This window comes from Bifidobacterium pongonis, assembly GCF_019331805.1.
Taxonomy (GTDB): domain Bacteria; phylum Actinomycetota; class Actinomycetes; order Actinomycetales; family Bifidobacteriaceae; genus Bifidobacterium; species Bifidobacterium pongonis.
Genome location: NZ_JAHBBE010000024.1, coordinates 1 through 24,338, shown reverse-complemented (window position 1 = coordinate 24,338; position 24,338 = coordinate 1). Strand labels below are relative to the sequence as shown.

Sequence of the window (24,338 nt, the reverse complement as noted above, 5' to 3'; positions counted from 1 at the left end):
TACCGACCTCCTAGAGGAACAAACATACTCTGTTCCACTTTACGTGGGCGTTGAGACGCATGCACTACCCCGACCGGGCAACGCGCCGAAGTTTCCGCCAAGTTTCCCCAAGAGTCACGCGTTCGTCAGGGGTTACGCTATGGTATGTGGAAGCGGGCGATTAGCTCAGTTGGTTAGAGCGCCACCTTTACACGGTGGATGTCGGGGGTTCGAATCCCTCATCGCCCACCCGTCCAGCCTTTGGAACCGCATGGTTCCGAGGGCTTTTTCTTTTCTCCACTCCCCCGGCTTCCCATGCACATGGCCGCACACGCGAACCCCCTGATACGCAAAATGGGGAACGGCCCGAAGGCCGTTCCCCATCGCAACGTAATCAATCATGCGGGAAGCGCCGGAACATCCGGCCTCCTCTCACCTGCCTTTGCCGTATGCGCGCAGGCGGATGCCGTTCCAATCGTCGCTCACCGTCAGCGGCGTGGCGGCGTTCATGCCGGCGGTCTTGGCCGCGGACTGCACGGTGCTGGAGCTTGCCGCCCCCGGGCGCCCCGGCTTCGGGGTCAGCACCCACAGCGGGCCGTCGTCGCCGAGCACGGCGTAGGCGTCGACGATGGTGTCGGAAAGCTCATCCTCGTCATCGCCGTCCCGCCACCATAGAATCACACCATCCACGGCGGAATCGTAATCCTCATCGACAAGCTCCTCGCCCGTCAGCTCTTCAATCTTCTCTCGGATGGAATCGTCCACGTCGTCATCCCACAGCCATTCCTGCACGATGTCGCCGCGTTCAAATCCAAATTCTTCAGCGTTCTGCGATGCCGTTTGATTCACAAAACCTAAGAATAGCAACATGTGGCGAAATACGCGGGTATTTCGCCCACGTTTTTCACTCCTCGCCTTCGCCCGTGCCCTCGACGGTGCAATGCGGCAACGACGCGCCCTTCCCTTCGCCGATGGCGATGACGGCGTCATACGCCTCGTCGAGCGTGGATACGGCCACATCGCGCAGCCCATCGGGCACATGACCCACCACGTCGTCGCAATTGCCCTTCGGGGCGAGGAACCATGTGGCGCCGTCACGCTTGGCGCCAAGCATTTTCAGCCGAATGCCGCCGATCTCGCCCACTTTGCCTTTGGCGTCGATGGTTCCGGTGCCCGCAATGGTTTTGCCGCCGGTTTCGTCCTGCGGGGTGAGCTTGTCGATCAGACCGAGCGCGTACATCATGCCCGCGGACGGACCGCCGATATCGTCCACATGCATGGTCGCCTTCATCGTGGAAACGTCGACGCCCTTGCTCTTCAGCAGGTTCTTCGCGGCCTTGATGGCGTCCTTCTGCGAATCGTCCATCTCCTTGGCGCTTTCCTGCTCATACTCGTCGGCGGTCTGACCGGTGGGGACCACCACTTCCCTGGGCATCACCACGGCATGGGGGTCGAACAGCGCCCACAGCACTTCGGCGTTGGTCACCGGGTAGCCCGGCAGACCGCTCGCGTTCACCGTGGTCAGCAGCAGTTTGCCTTTGCTCGTATAGGTTTTGGCCTTCGACACGGCGATGACCTGCTTGCCGCCGCTGGAGCCGAGCACGTTCTGCGTGGGACCGGGCGTCTCCACCGAATAGGCGCTGGGCAGGCACAGCACGACGAGGGATAGCGCGATCGCGATCAGACCGGCGAGATAGCGCGGCGAGCGCGTGCGGAAATATCGCACAATGCGTGAAGGTATCGAGGTAAGCGACATACCGTGCATACTACACATGCACACTGGAAACGTCCGGCATGGTTCTTCCACGCCGAACGTGAAAACGGGTGAGGCACACTCTAATATGTGTGTATCGACCACACATCCGCAAGGAATCGGGGACATCCACCATGGACGAAAACGCATTTCACGAATGGCTCATCACCTGCTTCGGCAAGGAGCAGGGCGAGGCCGCATGGCAGCAGATCTCCCAGCTGCCCGAGTCGATCCGGGAACAATTGTTGAGCCAGGATCCGAGCACACTGCCCAATCCCGCCGAGGTGCAGCAGCTGATGAGCATGTTCACCGCGGGCGGGCTCAATACCGTGAATGAGATGCAGCAGACCGTGCAGGATGGCCCGATCAATGTGAAGTTGGCGAAGACGTTGGCGTTGCAGCATGCGAACGCCGACGGTTCGCGCACCACCGTCAGCGCCGAGGATGGCGCGGCGGTGCGCAGGGCCATGAGCGAGGCGAACCTGTGGCTTGACAGCGCGTGCGAGTTCGCGCCGCCTGCCGGTGAGCCGCAGGCGTTGACGCGCGCCGGTTGGGTCGAGGGCACGTTGGATGCCTGGGTGAAGTTCGCCGGCCCGATCGCCGCTTCGATGGGCGACGCGTTGGCTTCGGTGATTTCCGAACGTCTTGGCGATTCCTTCCATGGCGAGATCGCGAGCATGTTCGCCGGTCCGGTTCCGATTCCGATTCCCGAGAACATGAAGGATCCGGCCCAGCTCATCAAACTGTTGGGCAACACGTCCTTCGCCATGCAGCTCGGCCATGCGGCGGGCGTGCTCAGCCGTGAGGTGCACGGCGGTTTCGATCAGGGCATCGCGCTGCTGTCCAATCCGGCCGGTGCGCTGGTGGCGCAGAACGTGGAGGAGTACGCGAAGTCGTTGAACAGCAATGTCGAGGATTCCTTCGACAGCATTTCCGAAGAGGCGTTGAAGGATGCCGACGCGCAGAACGCGAACGCTGCGGACGGCGGAACCGATGGAACCGGCGAGAACGGCGGAAACGGCGGAAACGGCACGATGGACGCGCAGACCGAGGCGTTGTTCGACGAGATCGTCCGTCCCGATCCGATTCCGCAGGATGAGGTGATGACGTTCCTTGCGTTGCGTGAGGCGGCGCATGCACGCCTGTTCTCCGCGGTTCCTTGGCTGATGCCGCGCTTCGAGGCGCTGATCGGCAAGTATGCGCGCGGTATTTCCATCGACTTGGATGCGATGGAGGAGCAGCTGCGTGACGTGGAGGATTTCGATCCGGATTCCATTTCCGGCGCGGTCGATTTGACCAAGGTCGGCATTCCGGACACCCCGGAACAGCGTCAGGCCATGGCGTCCATCGAATCGCTGCTGGCGCTGGTGGAAGGTTGGGTCGACTGCGTGGTGTGGCGCGCGGGCATGGCCCATCTGCCCCATATCGAACAGCTCAGCGAAATGGCCCGGAGGGAACGCGCCACGGGCGGCCCGGCGGAACGCACGTTCGAAAGCCTGCTGGGCATGGAGCTGCGCCCCAAGCGTATGCGTGAGGCGGCCGACCTGTGGTCGATGATCACCGCGGCGGACGGCGCCGAAGCCCGTGACGCCAAGTGGGCGCACCCCGATCTGCTGCCTTCCCTGGATGGCGAGGGGAACAGCGGCGCCGAACCGGGCGAACCGCAATCCCCCACCGATCAGCCGTCCAGCGGCAACGATTGGGATGCCGAACTATCCAAGCTGCTCGGCGAGGAGGGCGATGCCGGCGCGGACGGAGCGGACGGCGAACAGGACTGATTCCCGGCTTGTACGAAACGGTATGGAACGGGGTTCCGGCGATGCCATAATCGCCGGAACCCCGTTCCGTATTCTCGTCGTCTTTGCCGCCGCCCGAACACCCCGAACGTCTCAAACAGCCGAAGCGGCAAACAGTACAGGCGCCGCTCGAACATCCCGCCTAACTGAGAAAACGGCTCAGATTGCGCTGCCGCTCACCCATGCCGTCCTTGGAACGCGCATACGACATGTGCAGGGTGTCCTCGGCTCGCGTGATCGCCACATACATCAGCCGCCGCTCCTCCTCCAACGTCTCATCATCCTGGGCATACCCGTACGGCAGCAGGCCCTCGGAACATCCGATCACGAACACATGCTTGAATTCCAAGCCTTTCGCAGCGTGGATGGTGGAAACCGTGACCTTGCCGAGCTTGCGCGCCGACTCGTCGTCATGCTCCTTCATCGCCTCGGCCAAGGCGATCTGCCCGGCCGCCTCAAGATCGACCACCGACGACGATGCCGCCCACCCGGAATCGCGGCGCACGCGGTACCCCAATCGCATGGCCCGCAACGCGCTGCAACACGCGGCCTGCTGGGCGTTGATGCGCGTCAGGATCGCGCAATCCGAAGGGTTCGCGCCGTTCGCCACCAGTTTCGCGATGCGCATGGCGACACCCTGCGCCTCCAACGCATCCGTCTCATACACTTTGCGCGACACCCTGACGCCGTCGCCGCGCGCGGAACGCAGCCGCAGATAATCGCGTCTCATAGGCGAGGCGGCAAGCACACGGTTGGCGTAGTTCACCACCTGCGGCGTGGAACGGTAATCCGTATCCAACCGGATGTCGGCGGCCAAGGGTTTGAATTCGTCCGCGAACGCGAGCAGATCGTAGCTTGACGCGCCGGCGAACGAGTAGATGGTCTGGGCGGGATCGCCCACCACGCACACGTTGCGGTTGTCGCCCAGCCACAGGCGCATCAGCCGGTGCTGCAACGGCGACACGTCCTGGTATTCGTCCACGGTGAGCCAGCCGATGGATTTGCGGATGCGTGCGGCCTGATCGTCGAATTCCTCAAGCACATGGCACATCATGAGCAGAATGTCGTCGAAATCCATTTCGCCACGGGCGGTTTTCTCAAGTTCGTACGCCTCGTAGATATCGGCGAAACGCGACGCTTCGATGCCCGCCGGCGTGCACCGTTCGACCGCCGCCGCCACACGTTCCACCTCGCCGGGCGCGACCAGCGAGATCTTCGCCCAATTGATTTCGTCACGTACCGCACGCACCGTGATGTCATCCAGATCATTGTCGAGCCCGACCCTGCGCATGGCGCGTCTGGTGATGTCGCGCGCATCCTCGACGAGATGCGGGAACGGCGCCTCGCACACATCGGGCCAGACGCGGCGCAACTGCCGTAATGCGGCGGAATGGAACGTGGAGGCGCTCACCTGATCGCCCACACCCAGGGATTCGAGCCGCACGCGCATTTCGGCGGCGGCTTTGACGGAAAAAGTCACCGCGAGCACACGCGACGCATCCCATTCCCCGCTGACGCAGGCATGGGCGATACGCCGGGTCACGGTCCGGGTCTTGCCCGCACCCGCACCGGCTATGATGCGCACCGGCCCGCTCAGCGCCGTCGCCGCGGCCAGCTGCGCATCATCCAACCCTTCAAGCAGCTCGTCGTCCATGCTCCCCATTGTGGCAAGCGGTCTGCCCACATATCCTCACGTTTGCACAAAAATCGGCTTCGCAACGCCCATTGTCGGACGTGTTTGCCGGTTCCGGGCGCTCATATGTATTAGTGTGGAAGGGTGACTGAACGAAACGAATTCATGATGGCTGCACTGACCTCCGCCGCCATGCCCTCCATCGTCGTGGCCGGCGTGTTCGCCGGCACCACGCACGCGTTTGACATCGATCAGGCGCAGGTGCGCGACGCTTCGGGCACCGTGTATGACGTGTATGCCACCAATAGCGATCAAGGGCGAAAGCTGTTGGCCTCGCGCGTGAAGGCGTCGCACGCGCTCTCGACGGTCAGGGAATCCGGCGGTTTCGGCTTCTCGCTGGGCCGCGTGCTTTCCTTCGCTCCCGGCACCGATCCGAAAAGCCCCACCGGCGACACCGCGGTCATGGTGATGCGCCATCAGGACGGTGTGGAAACGCCTCTCGACGAGCTGACCGCGAACCAGTGCTCCGCGATGGGCACCGCGATCGGCGCGATTCACCGCTTGCGCCCCGATTTCCTGCAGGAGGCCGGGTACCCGATTTTCACCACCGGCCAGATTCGTGCACAGCTCACCGCTTGGATCAAGCGACTGCGCAACGCCGGCCATGTGCCGAGCGAGATTACGACAAGTTGGGCCCGCATCATGGACACCGAAGGCCTGTGGGCGTTCTCGACCTGCATGGTGCACGGCGGATTCGAAAACGGCGACGTGCGGTTCAGCGGTTCCACGATCACCGCGATGAATAACTGGCAGAGTATGCAGGTCAACGATCCCGCACGCGATTTGGCGTGGATCTTCTCGAAGCTCGACGAGGAACGTCGCAACGCCGTGCTCACCGCCTACGGGCGCATGATGGGCAACCGGCTCGACGATCTGATCATGCTGCGCGCCAACCTGTGGGTGCAGATGGAGCAGGTGGGCGATTTCATCCGTGCGCTGAACAATGCCGATAACGACAAGATCATCCAGTTCAAGGCCCAGGTGGATCGCCTCGCGCACCAGCTCGGGGTGAGTGTAAGAGATGCTCGCACCCCCAATGGCAATACGCTGAAGCCGTCCGCAGGCAAGCATCCTTCCACGATCACGGTGGGTACGCTGCTGCGCGACGATGAGCAGAACGCACGTTCCGCCGACCGGCTCATGGACCCCGACGACACGATCGACCCGGATCACACCGGTTCGTCCAATATCGCCTCCGCCAATGCCGCGATGGAATCCGACAGCACCGCGAGCGGCAGGATCGCAAGCGCGCCGATGCCCGATATTCCGCCGATCTCCTCGGCCACCATCGCCTTGGACCGATTGGATGACGAAACCAACGACACCCAGGTGTCGCCCGAGGGCAACACGGTGAGCGACGATACGAACGAGCATCATATCGTGGCGAACGGTGCGGGCGCGACGCACGCCGAGCAACCGCAACGTTTCTCGGTGCCGAATCTCAACGTGCCGGCGACCGAGGTGATTCCGCTGCTGGAGCGTGAGGAGCGTGCGTTGCAGGATGCGCGTACCGGCCTGGACGGTTCCGACGTGACGAACGAACGGAAAATCACGCCGCAAGCGTAATCGCCAACACGGTTTTCGCCATGGGCGAGCAGAATATAGCCTCATACAGGACAACGATCAAGGAGCAATCAATGGATATCGAACTGGGCATCAGGAACGTGGCACGCGCCGTCACCTTCAGCACCGAGGAGTCCGCCGATGCGGTCAACGCCGCCATCAGCGCCGCGGTGAGCGAAGACAAGCCGATCGTGCTGAACGACGACAAGGGCCGTAGGATCATCGTTCCCGCCGGGGCGCTCGGCTACGCGATCGTCGGTTCCGAAACCAAGCACGCCGTCGGCTTCGGCGCGCTCTGATCGTTCCGCCGCCGCAATACGCAATCGGCGGCATAACGCGAAATGCGGTGAGGGTTCTTCCAACCGGGAGAGCCCTCACCGCATTGTTGTTGTGGCACGCGCATCGGGCGGCGCGTGCGCTAGACGAGCGGGATGGCGCCGCGTTCCACGATCTGCCGGACCGTGGCCGCGTCGGTCAGGTTCTCCCCCAACTTGTTCGGCTTGCCTTCGCCATGCCAGTCGGAACCGCCGGTGACGAGCAGTCCGCGGCGGCGGGCGATGCCGAGCAGACGAGCCCGCTGGTCGGGCAGATTGCCGCGATGCCAGACCTCAAGCCCATCCAATCCGGCATCGGCGAGCGCTTCGATCCGTTCGTCCGAAAGCAGCGTGCTGTTCCTGCGCAGATCACCGGCGTGGGCGAGGATGATCACGCCTCCCGCCTGTTTGACGGTGCGCACCACTTCAGTGGCGGTCGGCGACGGTGTGGGAATATAGTATTTCGACTGTGCGCTCACCGCGCCCGAGAACGCTTCGCTGCGATTCCGGTAGACGCCGGCCGCGACCAGCGCATCCGCGATATGCGGCCTGCCGACCGTGGTCCGCTCCCCTTCCCGCACCTGCTGTTCGACCATCTGCCAGGTGATCGGGTAATCCTTGGCCATGAGTTCGACCATCGTGCGCGTGCGTTGCAGGCGTTTGCGCCTGGTGCCCGCGAACATGCCGGCGATGCGTTCGTTCGTCGGATCGTATTGCAGGCCGAGCATATGCACGCTGACATCGCCGTCCACGGCGGTGATCTCCGTGCCGCGCAGCAACGGCAATCCCAATCGTTGCGCCGCTTCCACGGCATCGTCCCACCCGGCGCTCGTATCGTGATCGGTGATCGCCGCACCTTCCAATCCGATGCTCAACGCCTGGGCCACCATGCCCTCCGGCGTCACCGTGCCGTCCGAAAATGCGGTGTGGCAGTGGATGTCCCATCCTGCCGCCGGCGGTTCGGCGGGAATCTCGTAGCATGTCATGACCCCTATCGTAGCCCACTGTTAAGCTCGTTCCGCAGCACTGCGGAGGAATGCTCCGCCGATTCAACGAGGAAAGGAACGGGTATGGGAGAAGAGGCATCGGGCATCGAGCCGGATATCGAGCGCAGGCCCAAAGGATGGCGTCATAGCGCCACTTGGGTGTATCTGGTCATGCTGGTGGCGTCGGCAGTGGCGTTGGCAGTATCGTTCATTCTGAGCGCGGATACGCTGAAACTGGCCCGCAATCCCAGCCAGCAGCTGGGCTGCGATGTGAACGCCGTGCTTTCCTGCTCCACCGTGGCGCAGTCCTGGCAGGCGGAGATCGTGAAATTCGGCGGCTTGAGCTACCCGAACGCGTTCTTCGGCATCGCCGCCGAATCCGTGTTCGTCACCATCGCCGTGATCGGTTTGGCGCGCATCGCCGTGCCGCGCTGGTTCGCGACCTGCACTTGGCTGGGCGGTCTTGCGGCGCTCGCGTATTCGTATTGGCTGACGTCCCAGTCGCTGTTCGTGATTCAGGCGCTGTGCCCGTGGTGTCTGGCGCTGATGTTCTCCACGACCATCCAGTTCATCGCGCTGTCGCATGCGACGGTTGTGGTGCAGGAGCTGCCGCCGCGCAAGGAGGGCATGGCCCGTGGGCTCGACACGTATTACCGTCTGAATTATGACCTGATGGTCGATGTGGTGTGGATTCTGGCGTTGATCGCGATCATCATGATCAAGGATGGGCCGATGATATTCCGCTGAGCCGTGTGATTTACGTTCGGCGGTTATGCGAAGGGCCGCGCACCGGTGTTGCCGATGCGCGGCCTTTCATTGTTTTCCGTTGCGGGATCGGGGTGGCAACGGTCTGCGATCACAGCAGCGTGATATCGCCCACCAAGGTTGCGGAACCGGTGAGTTTCACATCCGTATCGCTCACGTCGATGCGCAGCACGCCGCCGCGCACGGTGATCGTCCAATGGTCGATGCCGGTTTTGGCACGCAGTGTGACCGCCGTGGCGCACAGGCCCGTGCCGCAGGACAGCGTTTCGCCGCATCCGCGCTCGTTGACGCGCATGGTCGCCGTGCCTTCGCCCGCTTCGGCGTCCATCGTGTCGATGCGCACGAATTCCACGTTCTGATCGGATTCCAGCACGGGGTCGACCACCGGCTTGGTCACCAGGTCGAGGCTTTCCACCGCGGGCAGCGTGGCCTTGCCGTCCTCCAGCACCGCCACGACATGCGGGTTGCCCATATCCACGTAGGTGCCGCGTGCGGAGCCCGGCGTGCCCGGAATCGTCACGTCGAAGGCGTCGAGTTCGCCGCGCTTCCACGCGCCCATCTCCACGCGAAACACGTTATGGCCGAGGCGTTCGTCGTCGCCGAGCGAGGTGAGGATCTTCACGCCGGCGCGGGTGCCGAGGCGGAACGCTTCGCCCGAAGCGTAGCCGCGGTCGTAGGCGAACAGCGTGATCGCGCGCGTGCCGTTGCCGCACATCTGGGCGAGGGAACCGTCGGAGTTGCGGTAGTCCATGAACCATTCGGCGCCGGCCTCACGGCATTCGGCGACCTGTTCGTGCGTCAGGTCGGATACGTCCTCGGGGTGCGCGAGACGGATCACGCCGTCGCCGCCGATGCCGAAATGACGGTCGTCGAGGAAACGCACCTCGTCGGCGGTCGGTTCGAAACGGCCTTCGGGGTCGGCGTATACGACGAAATCGTTGCCGGTGGCGTGCGTTTTGGTGACTTGCTGCGGAATACTCATGCGCCCCACCCTACCCGTCGGCGCGGATGGGGCGAGTAGTCTAGAGGTGGTCGAGTGAATGGTCGGATGGACGGAAAGGAACGCATATGAGTTCAACGGCGCCGATCGGCGTTTTCGATTCTGGTCTGGGCGGCATTTCGGTGGCCCGTCAGATCGCGCATAACATGCCGAACGAGAAGGTGCTGTATTTCGGCGATTCCGCCAACGCACCGTATGGCACCAAAACCCCTGAACAGGTGCGCGATCTGAGTTTCGCCATCGTGGAACAATTCGTGAAACAAGGCGTGAAGGCCGTGGTCATCGCCTGCAACACCGCGACGTCGGCTGCGGCGGACGCGTTGCGTGAAACGTACGACATCCCGATCATCGGCATGGAACCGGCGCTCAAGGTCGCCTGCGACCGTGGGCACGGCCAGCGGCAGCGCATCATCGTCGCCGCCACCCCGCTCACCCTGCGCGAACGCAAGTTCGCCAAACTCATGGACCGGTTCAAGGCCGATCACACGATCTTCCCCGAGCCCTGCCCCGGTCTTGTCGAGATCGTCGAGCAGGGGCGGCTCGACGAGCATGACACTGTGATGGACGCCCTGCACGGCTATTTCGGCTCCTACGATCTGCAAACCATCGACGCCGTGGTGCTCGGTTGCACGCATTTCGTGTTCTACCGTGACTATTTCCGCGAACTGTTGCCAGACAACGCCGCGATCATCGACGGCAACGAGGGCACCGTACGCCACCTGCATGTGGTGCTCGAATCGTTGGGCAAACTCGCCCCCGAGGACGCGCGGGGCGGCGTGGAACTCGCCAATTCCGACACCTCCGAGCGCATCGCCGAACTGGCTTCCACGTTGTTGCACCGCGATTGACGAACCGCCGCTACGCCATACGGGAAATGTCCGCCGACACGGCATAAGCTTTGAGGGAAACGGTACGCCCGCATGACGTGAACGAACGGGCGGAAAACCAGGAATTTCAGGGAGGGACGGACTATGGCGAACAAGACCGCGATGATTGATGTCGGCGGTGGGTTCCGCGCGATTTTCGGCGCCGGCGTGATGGATCGCATGATGGAGGACGGCGTTTCGGTCGACCACTGCTACGGCGTCTCGGCGGGCAGCGCGAACATGGTGTCCTTCATCTCCGGCCAGCATGGGCGCAACCACAAGTTCTACACCGAGTACGCGTTCCGCAAGGAGTACGCGAGCTTCGACAGCTACATCAAGAACCACAATTACGCCAACCTCGACTACGTGTACGGCACGCTGAGCAACCATGACGGCGAATACCCGGTCGACTATGAGGCGTTCGAGTCCAATCCCACCGGTTTCACCGTGGTCGCCTGCAACGCCGAGGACGGTTCGACCAAGTATTTCGACAAGTCGGACGTCTCCTACGACAATTTCGACATCATGAAGGCCTCCTCCGCGGTGCCGGTGGCCTGCGAACCGTATGTGATCGACGGCGTGCCGTACTACGACGGCGGTATCGCCGACCCCATCCCCGTGCAGAAGGCGTTGGACGACGGCTACGACCGCGTGGTGGTGATCCTCACGCGCCTCAAGGACGTACTGCGCGAGCAGAAGAAGGATGTCGGCCCGGCAGCCATTCTCAAGCGCACCTATCCCGAAGCCGCGGAGCGTTTGCTGAACCGCTACCGCACCTACAACGATGAGGTGGCACTGGCCAAGGAATACGAGAAGGATGGCCGCGTGCTGATCCTCGCGCCGGAAAGCCTGTACGGCCTGAACACGCTGAGCAAATCCTACGAGGGCCTGGAACGCATGTACCGCGCGGGTTATGCGGCGGCCGAGGCCATCCCCGCATTCCTCAACAGCTGAACCGCCGTTTCGGAAGTTTCGGAACTTCCGGAACTTCCGAAACTTCCGAAACGCACGGCCCGACCGGTATGAAAGGCGGCATGATGGCGCGACTGAACCCGCAGACCTTGGTGACGTTGTGGAACGTCGAACGACTCGGCTCGTTCTCCGCCGTCGCACGCGAAAGCGGCTGCTCGCAGCCCGCCATCAGCCAGCAGATCGGGAAATGCGAGAAGGAGCTCGGCATCCGCTTGGTGCAGCGCACCTCCCACGGCGTGGAGCTCACGCCGGCCGGACTGATCCTGGCGAGGCACGGCCAGCTCATCGAGAACCGTCTCACGCAGGCCGGCAAGGATATCGAGGAGTACCGGCGCAACGGTTCCACGCATATCCGACTCGTCGCGCCGCCGTCGGTATGCTCCTCGTTCGTGGCGCGCGTGCTGGTGCATGTGAGCCGTTCGTCGGATATCCGCGTCAGCCTGATGCAGATGGAACCGCCGGAAGCCGTGGAGGCGTTGGAACAGGGCGTGGCGGATTGCGCGATCACGTTCCGGTACAATTCACTGCCCGACCGTGACCGGCTGTCCGACCTCGATACCGAATGCTTCGGGATCGACCCGCTGATGCTGCTGGTCGCCAAGTCCAGCGCGATTGCCAAGACCTACGGGCGCACGCATGAGCCGGTGAGCTTGCGCGACGCGCGTGACGAATCGTGGATCGCGGGGTGCGAAACCTGCCAGGCGAATCTCGTCTCCTTGGCGAAAACCGCCGGTTTTTCGCCGGACATCACCCATTCCACCGACGATTACTGGGCCACGCAGAACCTGGTCGAGGTCGGCATGGGCGTGTCCATCGTCTCGCGGCTGGCGACCACCGCGAATCTGCGTGACGATCTCGTCGCGTGCCCGATCCGCGACGACAACGCGTTCCGCCAGGTCTGTTTCGTCACGAGGAACGGCGACGACAGGCCGGCCATCGAACGGGTGCGCGACGAACTGGCCAAGGCGTCCAGGCGGTATCTCGAACCGGTGCGCGGGAACGCGGAAGACTGACGTCCCAGCCCATCGTTTTTTGTGGAACCAATGCATTTTCGTAACGAAAACGTATCGTGATATAAGCAAAGTTCATAGCAGTCAAATAAACCGGCCAAGGAACACGCTCCCCTAACCGGCGCCGGTCATGCAGGATTGAAGCATGAGCGATACGACCATGACTTCGACCCTGCCGCGCCCCACCGCGAGCGCCATCGACCCCATCGACCCCTTCGACGCCTCCGGTATCACCAGCGACACGAACACCGCGAGCGCCGTGCACGATTCCGGTTTCGACGCGGATGCCATCGACCACACTTCGGCCGCCGACTTGGCCGCCATCGGCGGCGACAAGTGGACCCGCTACCCCGGTTGCATCGGCGCGTTCATCGCCGAAATGGATTACGGTCTGGCACCCTGCATCCAACGGGCCATCGACAACGCCAGCGACCATTGCAAGCTCGGCTACATCCCCGACCCGTGGAAGCGCCGCGTGGCCGAAGCCTGCGCCACATGGCAGAGGAACCATTACGGCTGGGACGTCGACCCGAACATCATCCGCCCGGTTCCCGACGTGCTCGAAGCGTATGAGATCTTCCTGCGTGAGATCGTCGGCGCGGGCAATTCGGTCATCGTGCCGACGCCCGCCTACATGCCGTTCCTGAGCGTGCCGCGCCTGTACGGCATCGATGTGCTGGAGATCGACATGCTGCGCTCCGAAAACGGCTGGGAATTCGATTTCGACGCCATCGAACAGGCGTTCCGCGACGGCTGCCGCGCCTTCGTGCTGTGTAATCCGCACAACCCGATCGGCAAGGTGCTCACCCTTGAGGAGGAGCAGCGCATCAGCGAACTCGCCGCCGCATACAGCGTGCGCATCTTCTCCGACGAAATCCACGCACCCTTCGTGTTCGATGGCTACCGGCACATCCCGTTCGCCACCATCAGCGAACAGGCCGCGCTGCAGTCCATGACCGCGACCAGCGCCTCCAAATCCTTCAATATTCCCGGCACGAAATGCGCGCAGGTGCTGCTCACCAATCCGAGCGACCTCGCCATGTGGATGGACCGCGCCGAATGGAGCGAGCACCAGACCGCCACCATCGGTGCCATCGCCACCACCACCGCCTACAACGAGGGCGACCCGTGGTTCCAGGACGCGCTGGCGTATGTGAAGCGTAATTTCAGGCTGGTCGACGAGCAGATGCACGGCAGGTTCGCCAAGGTCGGCTATGTGCGCCCGCAAGGCACGTACATCGCCTGGCTTGATTTCAAGCCGCTCGGCATTGACGATCCCGCAGGCTACTTCCTCGACAAGGCCAAGGTGGCGCTCACCGACGGCAAGGAATGCGGCAAGGTCGGCCAAGGCTGCGTGCGCATGAACTTCGCCATGCCGCGCCCGCTGCTGGCGGATTGCTTCGACCGCATGTACGACGCGCTGCACGCGGACGGATTGCTGTAACGGAGAGGACCGTTCCGGCTGCGGTCCGGCGGCCAACCACCATGCAATATCGCCATGCAATAACGGGAGGTCTTCCGAGGTCTCGACCGCAATGGTCGGCACTTCGGAAGACCTCCCGTTATAGGGTTCATTCCGGCTTTATTCCAACGTTTCGGCGAGCCTCATGGCATGGGCCACGTCACTGGCCGTGATTCCTGGCACCGCCTGGGCGAATGCTGACTTGCTGCCGGTCGCGAATTCGGCGACCACGCGCACCGCGTCGGCGTCGTCGATATCCAACCCCATCTGCCGAAGCGAATGAGGCAATCCCACCGCGTCGTAGAACGGCACGAGGGAACGCGCCTCATCCACGTCGCCTTCGGCGAGCAGCTGGACGATGATGCCGTAGGCGACCTTCGCGCCGTGCACGGTGGATGATGTTCCCGGTATCTGCGTCAGCGCGTCGTGCATGGAGTGCGCTCCCGAAGCCCTGGCGCGGGTGCCGCCGAATCCTCCGACCGTACCGGCCAATCCGATATTCGTGTCGATGACCCGGAGCACGTGCTCATCCACCACTCCCCTGGCATGGGCGCGCAATGCGGCCTCGCTTTCCTCAAGAAGGATGGAACGCAGCTCGGCCGCGGCCTTTTGGGACAGCCTGTCGAAAACGGATAGCGATGCGGCACGCGCGAACACCGGTCTGGACTCGTACCATTTCGCCAACGTGTCGCCGATGCCGCCCACCAGGTATTCCCGTGGGCCGCGTGCGATCAGTGCGGCGTCGACCAGCACCAGGTTGCTGTTGCGCGGGTGGAGCGGCGCGTTCACATAGCGATGCTCCTCGTCATAGTTGACGGACAGTGCCGAATAGGCGGCGCAGGTGGCCGCCAACGTGGGCACCATGATGAGTTCGGCGCCCGTGAATTCGGCGACGTTCTTCGCAGTGTCGGAAAGCTTGCCCGCGCCGACGGCGATGACGGCGTCCGCGTGAAGCGCACGCGCCTGATCGGCGATTTCCTTGGCATTGCGCACCGTGGCGCTGCCGTCGTACCGTAGCACGGGAAGATCGGGAACCGCGTCGGCATACCCGGAAAACGCTTCCCAGGACCGTTGGCCCGTGATCAGCACCGGTTGGCGGTAATCGTCAAGATACCCGCCGATGTCGCGTGCGACTCCGATGCCGCTGACGTAGCGGTCGGGCCCGCTGCGGACGTCCGTATCGCGAATATTCGAGCTCATGCCGTCACTCCCGTCTTCCCGTTCGTATCGTTGTCTGTTGTTTGCTGCCGTTTGCCGCGTCGCACCGCCCGAATCAGTACTGGGCGTGCTCCTTCGGCGTCTTCTCCCCCGCCGTGACCGCGAAGGGCAAATGGTTGCGCTTCGACGGAATCGGGCAGGTGCAGTACGTGGAGAACGCGCACGGATAGTTGAACGCGTAGTTGAAATCGATCGCTTCGAGATTGTTCAGCTCAAGGGGATCCAGGTGCAGCACGCGGCCGATATCGTAGGTTTCCTTGCCCGTCGTCTCGTCCGAGAAGAACACGGTCACATGCCCGAACACGTTCGACACGACCAGCGAATACGCTTCGCCATCGTATTCGAATTCGACGAAGCCGAGAACCGGGTAGGACTGCAGCACGGTTTTCACGACGGAATCGTGGATGTCGAGCTCATCCTCCTTGGCCCAGCGGAACGTGGCGGGAATCCTCCACCGCTTGTCGATGGGGAAATGGTCGACGCCGGTGAAGTTCCTGCGGCGCTCGGTGTTCGGGTCCTTCACGCGCACCCAGAAATGATGCTCGTCATGGTTGACGGCGTCAGTCTGCGCGTTCACTTCGATGCGGATCTCACCGTAGTCGAGGTAGCCCAGGGCCTCTTCGCCGAAGGCGGTCGGCACGAAGGCAATGGGCGTGGTGACCGGGGATTCGGCGTTGTAGACCTTGTCACCTTCGGGCGTGTAGACGAGCACGTTGCCGCTGGCCTCCCACGCGCCGGGAATGCCGTTGATGTTTTTGCTCTGCCCGTTGGAGATCCAGTTGATGGACGCGGGGGCCAGGTAGCCATGCGGCGACGTGAGTTCCTCTATTCTCTGCGCATGCCAGATATGCCACTGCTGGACATAGGGGTCGACCCGCGTTGCGTTGCCCGGAATGATCGTTTCGGTCATGTGATGCTCTCCTTGTTGGCGTGTGTTGCCGCGTTTGCGTTTAGGCCCGCGTTCAGTACTTGAACACCGGCACCACGGCACCCTTGTAGTTCTCGTTGATGGCGTCGGCCACGGACTTGGTGTGGTAGGCCTTCACGACCTTCTGGTAGTCGGCGTTGTCCTTCTGGTCGGAACGCGCGACGATGATGTTGATATACGGCTTGAAGCTCTTGTTGTTCGTATCGATCGGCGCCTGGTACAGGGCGTCGTCGGTGCTCATGCCGGCGTCGATGATGAAATTGGTGTTCGTGATGCCCGCCGCGTAGTCGGGAAGCAGGTTGATGATGGACGCCGGGTCGTTGAGTTCGATGTCGATGCCGCTCGGGTTCTCGGCGATGTCGTCCACGGTCGGATTGGTCTTGGTGTTGTCCTTGAGCTTGATCAGCCCGGCGGAGTCGAGCACCTTCAGTGCACGGCCGGTGTTGGTGGCGTTGTTCGGGATGGCCACCTTGTCGCCGGATTTGAAATCCTTGAGGCTCTTGTACTTCTTGGAGTACAGGTTGAGGGGCGAGATGTAGGTTTCGCCGATCGCCGTGAGCTTGTAGCCCTTCTCCGACTTCTCCTGGTTCAGGAACGCGTAATGCTGGAACGCCGTCAGGTCGAGTTCGCCGTTGGCCTGCGCCTGATTGGCGTAGATGCCGTCCTGGAACGCCTTCTTCTCGATCTTGATGCCGGCCTTCTCATTGTCGAGTTCCTTCTGCACCGCATCCCAGATCGCATCGTCGGAGTTGCCGACCAGACCGACGGTTATGGTCTTCTCGCCCGCGTTGCGGGTGGAGCGGTACACGCTGTAGCCGATGCCGGCCACCGCGATGATCGCCAGTACGATCAGCACCGCGATGAGTTTCTGCTTGGCCTTGTTCTTCGTTGCCATGGTTCTCTTCCTCTCAGTTGGTTGCGTTGAATTTAGCTAGGTTGGATAGGGGTGTTGAAATTGGGTGAAATTGGGTGAAATTGGTTGGGATCGGTTGGCAGACCGGACGGCGGCATGGAACGGAAGCCGCCACACCACCCGCCCCGGGCGATCAGTGTTCCGTGAGTTCGACCAGCTGCCGTCCGATGAATTCGATGACGCCGATGAAGATCACCAGCACGATCACCGTCGCATAGGTCGCGTCCAGCATGTACCGCTGGTAGCCGTAGCGGATGGCGAAGTCGCCCAGTCCGCCGCCGCCGACGATGCCGACGATGGCGGTCAATCCGACCAGGCTGACGAGGGCGATGACGCTGACGCGGATGATGGAGGGAATCGCCTCACGCAGGTACACGCGGTACACGATCTTCGTGACGCTCATGCCCATCGATTCGGCCGCTTCGACCAAACCGACGTCCACTCCGGCGAGCGCCGACTGGATCTGCCTGCTGAAGAACGGCGTGATACCGATGATCAGCGGGAAGATCGCGCCTTTCGTGCCGATCGCCGTGCCGACCAGCGCCCTGGTGACGGGGACCAGCGCGGCGGCCAGGATGATGAACGGGATGGAACGGAACAGGTTGATCAGCTTGTCGACGATGTTGAAGACCACGGCGTTGGGTTTCAGTCCCGTGGGCTCGGTCAGCGTGAGGATCACGGCGATCAGCGTGGCCAGTATGAACGAGATCACGCCGGTCACGGCGACCATGATCACCGTCTGGATGAAACTGTCGATGAATTCGGGAAGACGGCTGGCCACATTGGGAAACCATTGGGCGAGAATGTTCATTGCGCGAGAACCTCGATTCCGATATTGCGGTCCTTCAGATAGTCGACGGCCGCCTTGATGCGGTCCTCGGGGCCGTCGAGGATGACGACCAGACCGCCGAGCGGGGCGTTGTCGATCACGTCGATATCACCGAAGATGATGTTGACGTCGATGCCGAACGTGCGTGAAATGTGGGATACCAGCGCCTCCGACACCTCTTTGGAGATGTATTTCATGCGTAGCAGCACTTGGCCGGGTCCCAGTTGGACCAGCGGCGAATGCTCTTCCAGCAGATCGTTGATCTTGCCGAGATTCGAGGTGGTTGCCACGAACGACTGGGTCAGTGCGGACTTGGGGTTGGCGAAGATGTCGAAGACGTTCCCCTCCTCGACGATGGTGCCGTGCTCGATCACCGCGACCTTGTTGCAGATCTGCTTGATGACGGACATCTGATGTGTGATGACGATGATCGTCAGTCCGAGCGTATCGTGCAGGTTCCGCAGCAACGCGAGGATGGATTTGGTCGTATTGGGGTCGAGTGCGCTGGTCGCCTCGTCGCTGAGCAGGATGTCGGGCTTGTTGGCCAGCGCCCGCGCGATGGCCACGCGCTGCTTCTGCCCGCCGGACAATTCGCTCGGGTAGGCGTCGGCCTTGTCGGACAATCCCACGAGTTTCAGCAGTTCCTCGACTTCGCTCCTGCGCTCGTCCTTGTCTTTGACGGAGTCCAGCAGCGCGAGTTCGACGTTGCCGGCCACGGTTCGCGACGGCATGAGGTTGAAGGACTGGAAGATCATGCCGATCTTGCGGCGCAGCGCACGCAGATCGGCGCCCCGCAGGTTCGCGATCTCCTGGCCGTGCACGGTCAGCGATCCGCCGTCGTAGCGTTCCAGACCGTTGATGCATCGCACCAACGTGCTTTTGCCTGCGCCACTCAGGCCGATGATGCCGTAGATGTCGCCTTCCTCGATGTTCAGGCTCACATCATGCAGCGCGATTTTCTCCTCGCCGCCGGAACGGTAGACCTTTTTGAGGCCCTGTATGGCGACCGCCACGGATGCCGTGTTCTCGTTTGCGTTCGGCATGTTTCCTCCAAGTGCGCGTATTCGCGCATATCAATATGCAAGTTCCAGTACTTCGATGACGTCGTCGCGGGTGAGCGGCGAATAGTTGCCGACCGTGGCGGTGCCGTTATGCGTGAGCTGATCGGCGATATGACCGATGGCTTCGCGCGGGATGTCCAGCTCGTGCAGGCTCGTGCCGAGGCCGAGCGTTTTGAAGTGGTCTTCGAGATGCTTCGCGAAGATGAGCGCGAGTTCGTATTCGCTGTGATCGTACGGATCCTCGCCGAGCACCCTGACCGCCAGTTGCGCGTAGCGTTGCGGCTGGCGCTTGGCCACCACGCGGATGATCGACGGCAGGATGGCCGCGATGCCTTCGCCGTGGATGACGTCGAATTCGCCGCCGAGCTCGTGTTCCAGGCGATGGGTGGTCCAGTCGTTTTCCGAACCGGTGGCGAGGAAACAGTGGTTGAACATCGTCGCCGACAGCCAGTGCAGTTCGGTGCGGTTCTTCAGATCGTGCGGATCGGCGGCGAATCGGCGGCCGGCCAGCAGCGCGGCTTTCAGACCGCCTTCGAGCAGCCTGTCGGCGGATTCCAGATGATCCTTCGTGGTGAAGTACGGCTCCAGGAAGCCGACCGCCAGGTCGGCGACGGCCGCGGCCTGGTAACGGTACGGCGTGGTGTCGGAGTATTCCGGGTTGACGATGGCGAAACGGGGAATCACGATGCGGTTCTCCAACGCACGCTTGTCCTGCCCCTGCTGGAGGACGGCGCAATCGGAGACTTCCGAACCGCTGCCGGGAATGGTGGAGATCACGCCGACGGGAATGCTGCTCTGCGGTTCGGCGGTGCCGTCGAACAGGTCCCACACGTCGCCGTCGTAGGCGAGTCCAACGCCGACCGCCTTCGCCGTGTCGAAGGAGCTTGCGCCGCCGGCTGCGAGCACGAAGTCGACGCCGGCCTCACGAGCCTTGCCGATCAGGCCGCGGACGAGTTCGATGCGCGGGTTCGGAACGACGTCGCCGTTTTCGATGAGTGTCGCGCCGATCGCGGCGGCGGCCTGCTCCACGGCGTCATGGATGCCCAGGTCGAACACGTAATCGCCGCTGTAGACCAGCAGGATCGAGGTGGCGTTCTGTTCGCGCAGCAGCTGTTCCAGATTGTTCTGGGCGCCGGGGCCGAAGACGAGCTTGCTTTGGGTGTAGTAGGTGAAGGTCATGGGACGGGCTTTCTTCTTCAAACGATTCGACGGAAGCCTGGAAGGCTTCATTTCCTGATTGATTGAGAGAATATGCCCGTTGCGGGTGCAACACGGCGCTGTCATTATCGGCTCTCACCACACTGAGTAATCAATCTGACTTATAGCGGAGCCTCTATCTATAGAAAGATTTTATATACACATTTGTGGTAATCGCGCGTGCCGTCCGGCAAAACCACCTCTGAAATGAGCATCACTCCCCTGCCGCCCTGCACGAATACGACGAGGGGACGCCCCTTAACGGAACGTCCCCTCGCATGGCCGCGGCGCACAACCACGAAAGCGCCGCAGCCCAGTTGAAGGCTATTCGCCTGAGATCATCGCAATGTTACTTGCCCGCCTCCATGGCGGAGATGATCTGGTCGCGCATCTCGTTGAAACCGCCCGGCGTCGAAGCGGGCAGCACAACCGTCTTCGCGTTCTGCGACGAGGCGAGATTACGCATGGTGTCGAGATACTGGTTGAACAGCACGACGTTGTTCACATCGCTCACGTTCATACCGACGGCTTGCAGGCTCTTGATCTGGTCGACGATACCGTTGGCGATCTCGCGGCGGTAGTTCGCCTGGCCTTCACCCTGCAAACGGGTCTTCTCGGCTTCCGCGGCGGCCTGGGTCTCGATCTGGATGCGCTGGGCTTCGGCACGCTGACGGGTGGCTTCCTTCTCGCGCTGCGCGGCGTTGATGGAATCCATGGCGCTCTTGACCTGCGGGCTCGGATCGATGGCGGTGATCAGCGTCTTGACCACGGTGAAGCCGAAGCGGGACATCTCGTTGCCGACGGTCTTCTGCACGTCGAAGGCCACGTCGTCCTTGCGGGAGAACGCGTCGTCGAGGGTCAGCGCGGGGATGGCGGAACGCAGCGCGTCCTCCATGTAGGAGCGCAGCTGGCCGGCCGGATCGCGCAGCTCGTAGTAGGCGGTGGCCACGTTGCTGGGGTCCACGCGGAACTGGGTGGATGCCACGACGGTGACGAACACGTTGTCAAGCGTCTTGGTTTCCAGTTGCACGTTGAGCTGGTTCACACGCATGTTCGTCTTCATGGCGATACGATCCACGAACGGGATACGAATATGAATACCTGCGAACTGAACGGTATGGAACTTGCCGAATCGTTCGATGATGTAGGCCTGCTGCTGCGGCACGATGAACAACGTGGACAGGAACAGCGCGGCGATGATGATGGCGATGATAAGAAGCGTGAGCAGAAAGCCCATTTCCTCTCCCTTTCCTTTGCATGGTGCATCGCATACGTTGCGAGCACCATTTCAGCGTACCAAAGGGGAAATCGGACTTATGCGGGCTGTTCAGGAGCTGGGCGGGGCGTGTCCGCGAGCTGACCGACGCATGTCCGCGAGCCGGTCATCGACCAGGCCGGGCACCGCACGTATGCCCGAAACACGAGGTTCGGATGCCGCCGACAAGCTTCCCGATCGCCCGGTCACGATACATGGCACTTCGCATTTCGTGTATGAATCGCCCTCCTCTTACTCTGCATTTCGTGTATAAATCACCCTATCCACACTCTGCATTTCGTGTAAAAGCCTGTATTTCCAAGGGATATGGCAATACGAAGTTCGGCAAGCGCGTGGGCACCCGAATCGTACTGCACCCGTTGCCGCTGAAAACGGAAGAGCATACGCTCCGGCTGCCGCTGTATATGGCGCACCTGCTGTGAATTCCATGAGGTGCGCCGCCACCGGGCGCACCCACGCCCACTGACCCGCAAACCCGTCAGTATGCTCCCTGGATCGCCTGATCGAGGTCGGCGATCAGATCGTCGGTGTTCTCCAAACCGATGGACAGGCGGATCAGATTGTCGCTCACGCCGGCGGCATCGTAATACCGCTGCGGCACCTCGCGGTGCGTCACATGGGTCGGATCCACGATCAGCGAGCGCGAATCACCGATATTCGGCACGTAGGAGAAGACCTTAGTGCCGTCGAGGATGCGGCGCACGTTGTCCGCGTCGCCTTCCACGGTGAACGACAGGATCGTGCCGACGCCTTCCGGTAGGTATTTCCATGCCAGATCGTAGGTGCTTTGGCCTTCGAGCGAAGCGTAGTTCACGCGGGTCACGTGCGCGAGACCCTGCAGATGCTTGGCGATGGCGAGTGCGGAGGAGACTTCCTGGCGTTCGCGCACGGCCAGCGTCTCCAGGCCGATGAGCTGCAGGTAGGCGTTGAACGGGCTTTGCACTGCGCCGAAGGTGCGCAGGTATTTGGTACGGACCCGCTTGATGAAGGCCTGGTTGCCGAATCGGCTGGCGAAACTGTTCCACTCCCCCGCTTTCTGGTCGCTGATGACCAGATCGTCGCGCGTGAACTGCGGGAATCTGCCGTTGGTCCAGTCGAAGCGCCCGGCGTCGACGACCACGCCGCCGATCGCATTGCCATGACCGGTGATGCCTTTGGTGGTGGAGTGCACGACGATGTCCGCGCCGAAGTCGATGGGGCGCAGCAGATACGGTGTGGGCACGGTGTTGTCGACGATCAGCGGGATGCCGTGACGATGCGCGAGTTCCGCCAATCCTTCGATGTCGGCCACGGCCGTGCTCGGATTGGCGACGCTTTCGGTGTAGATGGCTTTGGTGTCGGGACCGATCGCCGCTTCGACGGCGGCGAGATCGTTGATGTTCTCGACGAAATCACCATGAATGCCGAACTGCGGGAGGAAATCGCCCAACGCGTCCACCGATGCGCCGTACAGGTTGACCGGCGCAACGATCCTGCCGCCGCCTTCCGCCACACACATGAGCGCGTAGCTGACCGCTGCCATGCCGGACGATACGGCGACCGCACCGATACCGTTCTCCAACGCGGCGATGCGACGTTCCAGCGCATCGACGGTCGGATTGGCGACCCTGGAGTATTCGAAGCCCGATATCGCGCCGCCCGCGAGCGCGTCGCCACGCTGGGCGTTCTCCAGGTCGAACGCCGCGGAAGCGTAGATGGGAACGCTTACCGCGTCGGCATTGGCCTGACGGTCGTATCCGGCGTGGATGGCTTTGGTTTCGAAACTCAGTGCCGCGTCATCGGTACAGTGCGTGTTCGTCGTGCTTGTCATGGTGGTGTATGGCCGTCCTTGTTATGCGAGGTTGTACATGGTTGTACGAATGGTTGCGGGATGCGGCGCCGCTCAGACCGACAGCTTCCCCAAGGCCTGCAGGTCCTCGTGCTCCTCAAGATATTCGGTGTATGCGAGTTCGAACGCCTGACCGAGATCCTCGATGAGGTCCTGCTTGTCTTCGATGCCGACCGCCAGGCGGATGAGCTCGTCGCTGATGCCGACCTTGAGGCGTTCCTCGCGCGGCAGTTCGAAATGCGTCATGCGACACGGCAGTTCGGCGAGGCTTTCCACCGCGCCGAGGGACACGGCCAGATGGAAGACGTGCAGGTTGTTCAGGATGATGGCGGGATCCACGCCGGGCACGACTTCGAAGCTCAGCACGCCGCCGAAGCCTTTGAGCCCGTTGTCGCGCAGGATCGCGTCACGGTCGCCGCGGACACCCGGATAGTTGACCGTCTTGACCAGTGGATGGGCCAGCAGATAGTCGGCGATGGCGAGCGCGTTCTCCTGCTGGCGGTCGAGACGCAGCGCGAGCGTCTGGATGCCGCGGCGTACCGAATCGCATTCGGCGGGGGCGAGCACGCCACCCAAACGGTTCTGCGAATAGTAGATGCGCTCGCCGAGCACGTCGTCGGCCACGACCACCAGACCGGCGTTCACTTCGGAATGGCCGGCAAGATATTTGGTGGCGGAATGGATGACGATGTCGGCACCCAGGTCGAGCGGCTGCTGCAGGTAGGGGGTGACGAAGGTGTTGTCGACGATGGACAGTGCGCCATGGCGGTGCGCGACTTCGGAGATGCGCGAAACGTTGTTGACCTGCAGCAGCGGGTTGGTCAGCACTTCGAAATACACGGCCTTGGCCGCTTCCTCACCGTCACGGCCGGCGACTGCGGCGTCGAGCGCCTTGTAGTCGGCGGTGTCCACGGCTTCGACGTTCACGC

General features: G+C 62.4%; 22 protein-coding genes and 1 tRNA gene. 9 read left to right on the top strand and 14 right to left on the bottom strand.

Annotated features, from left to right (window positions below):
• The first annotated feature begins 154 nt into the window (after positions 1–154).
• Positions 155–228, top strand: a tRNA-Val gene (locus KIH75_RS06905).
• 183 nt (positions 229–411) lie between these two features.
• Here KIH75_RS06905 and KIH75_RS06900 read toward each other — a convergent pair.
• Both KIH75_RS06900 and KIH75_RS06895 read right to left on the bottom strand, forming a co-directional pair.
• The gene (locus KIH75_RS06900; protein ID WP_338024308.1) at positions 412–828 is read right to left on the bottom strand and encodes a DUF3052 domain-containing protein; all 417 of its coding nucleotides are present in this window, start codon (positions 826–828) and stop codon (positions 412–414) included.
• Positions 829–883: 55 nt separating this feature from the next.
• Entirely contained in the window at positions 884–1,735 is an 852-nt protein-coding gene (locus tag KIH75_RS06895) for a YlbL family protein (RefSeq protein WP_236028100.1), read from the bottom strand.
• Between the two features lie 131 nt (positions 1,736–1,866).
• Between KIH75_RS06895 and KIH75_RS06890 the strand changes: the two genes are divergently transcribed.
• Positions 1,867–3,510: a zinc-dependent metalloprotease gene (locus tag KIH75_RS06890; protein WP_219056023.1), complete on the top strand. Its 1,644-nt coding sequence runs from the start codon at positions 1,867–1,869 to the stop codon at positions 3,508–3,510.
• Positions 3,511–3,670: 160 nt separating this feature from the next.
• Here KIH75_RS06890 and KIH75_RS06885 read toward each other — a convergent pair whose 3' ends face one another.
• A complete protein-coding gene (locus KIH75_RS06885; protein ID WP_219056022.1) occupies positions 3,671–5,191 on the bottom strand; it encodes an ATP-dependent helicase in 1,521 nt (506 codons plus the stop codon).
• Between the two features lie 135 nt (positions 5,192–5,326).
• On the opposite strand from KIH75_RS06885, the gene KIH75_RS06880 reads away from it, so the two are divergent.
• Positions 5,327–6,787 carry a phosphotransferase gene (locus KIH75_RS06880; RefSeq protein ID WP_219056021.1) on the top strand — a complete coding sequence of 487 codons (1,461 nt, stop codon included), beginning with the start codon at positions 5,327–5,329 and terminating at the stop codon, positions 6,785–6,787.
• A gap of 71 nt (positions 6,788–6,858) precedes the next feature.
• Complete coding sequence (locus tag KIH75_RS06875; protein WP_219056020.1) at positions 6,859–7,083, top strand: DUF3107 domain-containing protein; 225 nt, start codon at positions 6,859–6,861, stop codon at positions 7,081–7,083.
• Positions 7,084–7,202: 119 nt separating this feature from the next.
• Here KIH75_RS06875 and KIH75_RS06870 read toward each other — a convergent pair whose 3' ends face one another.
• The gene (locus KIH75_RS06870) at positions 7,203–8,084 is read right to left on the bottom strand and encodes a PHP domain-containing protein (RefSeq protein WP_219056019.1); all 882 of its coding nucleotides are present in this window, start codon (positions 8,082–8,084) and stop codon (positions 7,203–7,205) included.
• Between the two features lie 84 nt (positions 8,085–8,168).
• On the opposite strand from KIH75_RS06870, the gene KIH75_RS06865 reads away from it, so the two are divergent.
• Positions 8,169–8,831 (top strand): vitamin K epoxide reductase family protein, encoded by a 663-nt coding sequence (locus tag KIH75_RS06865; RefSeq protein ID WP_219056018.1) that lies wholly within the window; start codon positions 8,169–8,171, stop codon positions 8,829–8,831.
• Between the two features lie 109 nt (positions 8,832–8,940).
• Here the strand turns inward: KIH75_RS06865 and dapF are convergent, their stop codons facing one another.
• Positions 8,941–9,831, bottom strand: a complete 891-nt coding sequence (gene dapF, locus KIH75_RS06860) for a diaminopimelate epimerase (protein ID WP_219056017.1) — start codon at positions 9,829–9,831, stop codon at positions 8,941–8,943.
• 86 nt (positions 9,832–9,917) lie between these two features.
• On the opposite strand from dapF, the gene murI reads away from it, so the two are divergent.
• From murI to KIH75_RS06840, 4 genes are all read left to right on the top strand, one after another.
• Complete coding sequence (murI, locus tag KIH75_RS06855; RefSeq protein ID WP_219056016.1) at positions 9,918–10,697, top strand: glutamate racemase; 780 nt, start codon at positions 9,918–9,920, stop codon at positions 10,695–10,697.
• Between the two features lie 123 nt (positions 10,698–10,820).
• Complete coding sequence (locus KIH75_RS06850) at positions 10,821–11,669, top strand: patatin-like phospholipase family protein (protein WP_219056015.1); 849 nt, start codon at positions 10,821–10,823, stop codon at positions 11,667–11,669.
• 83 nt (positions 11,670–11,752) lie between these two features.
• Entirely contained in the window at positions 11,753–12,700 is a 948-nt protein-coding gene (locus tag KIH75_RS06845) for a LysR family transcriptional regulator (protein ID WP_219056035.1), read from the top strand.
• Positions 12,701–12,842: 142 nt separating this feature from the next.
• A complete protein-coding gene (locus tag KIH75_RS06840) occupies positions 12,843–14,141 on the top strand; it encodes a MalY/PatB family protein (protein WP_219056014.1) in 1,299 nt (432 codons plus the stop codon).
• A 138-nt stretch (positions 14,142–14,279) separates the two neighbouring features.
• On the opposite strand, the gene KIH75_RS06835 is transcribed toward KIH75_RS06840, so the two are convergent.
• From KIH75_RS06835 to KIH75_RS06795, 9 genes are all read right to left on the bottom strand, one after another.
• A complete protein-coding gene (locus KIH75_RS06835; RefSeq protein ID WP_219056013.1) occupies positions 14,280–15,359 on the bottom strand; it encodes an iron-containing alcohol dehydrogenase family protein in 1,080 nt (359 codons plus the stop codon).
• A 73-nt stretch (positions 15,360–15,432) separates the two neighbouring features.
• Positions 15,433–16,287: a DUF1684 domain-containing protein gene (locus KIH75_RS06830; protein ID WP_219056012.1), complete on the bottom strand. Its 855-nt coding sequence runs from the start codon at positions 16,285–16,287 to the stop codon at positions 15,433–15,435.
• Between the two features lie 52 nt (positions 16,288–16,339).
• Complete coding sequence (locus KIH75_RS06825; protein WP_219056011.1) at positions 16,340–17,200, bottom strand: MetQ/NlpA family ABC transporter substrate-binding protein; 861 nt, start codon at positions 17,198–17,200, stop codon at positions 16,340–16,342.
• 151 nt (positions 17,201–17,351) lie between these two features.
• Complete coding sequence (locus tag KIH75_RS06820; RefSeq protein ID WP_219056010.1) at positions 17,352–18,029, bottom strand: methionine ABC transporter permease; 678 nt, start codon at positions 18,027–18,029, stop codon at positions 17,352–17,354.
• Positions 18,026–19,090 (bottom strand): methionine ABC transporter ATP-binding protein, encoded by a 1,065-nt coding sequence (locus KIH75_RS06815; protein WP_219056009.1) that lies wholly within the window; start codon positions 19,088–19,090, stop codon positions 18,026–18,028. Before KIH75_RS06815 ends, KIH75_RS06820 begins: the two co-directional genes overlap by 4 nt.
• Before the next feature lie 30 nt (positions 19,091–19,120).
• Positions 19,121–20,308, bottom strand: coding sequence for an iron-containing alcohol dehydrogenase (locus tag KIH75_RS06810; RefSeq protein ID WP_236028099.1), 1,188 nt, complete (start codon positions 20,306–20,308; stop codon positions 19,121–19,123).
• A 346-nt stretch (positions 20,309–20,654) separates the two neighbouring features.
• Complete coding sequence (locus KIH75_RS06805; protein ID WP_219056008.1) at positions 20,655–21,542, bottom strand: SPFH domain-containing protein; 888 nt, start codon at positions 21,540–21,542, stop codon at positions 20,655–20,657.
• 517 nt (positions 21,543–22,059) lie between these two features.
• A complete protein-coding gene (locus KIH75_RS06800; protein WP_219056007.1) occupies positions 22,060–23,391 on the bottom strand; it encodes an O-acetylhomoserine aminocarboxypropyltransferase/cysteine synthase family protein in 1,332 nt (443 codons plus the stop codon).
• Between the two features lie 72 nt (positions 23,392–23,463).
• A partial coding sequence (locus KIH75_RS06795; protein ID WP_219056006.1) for a trans-sulfuration enzyme family protein occupies positions 23,464–24,338 on the bottom strand: 875 nt, incomplete at its 5' end.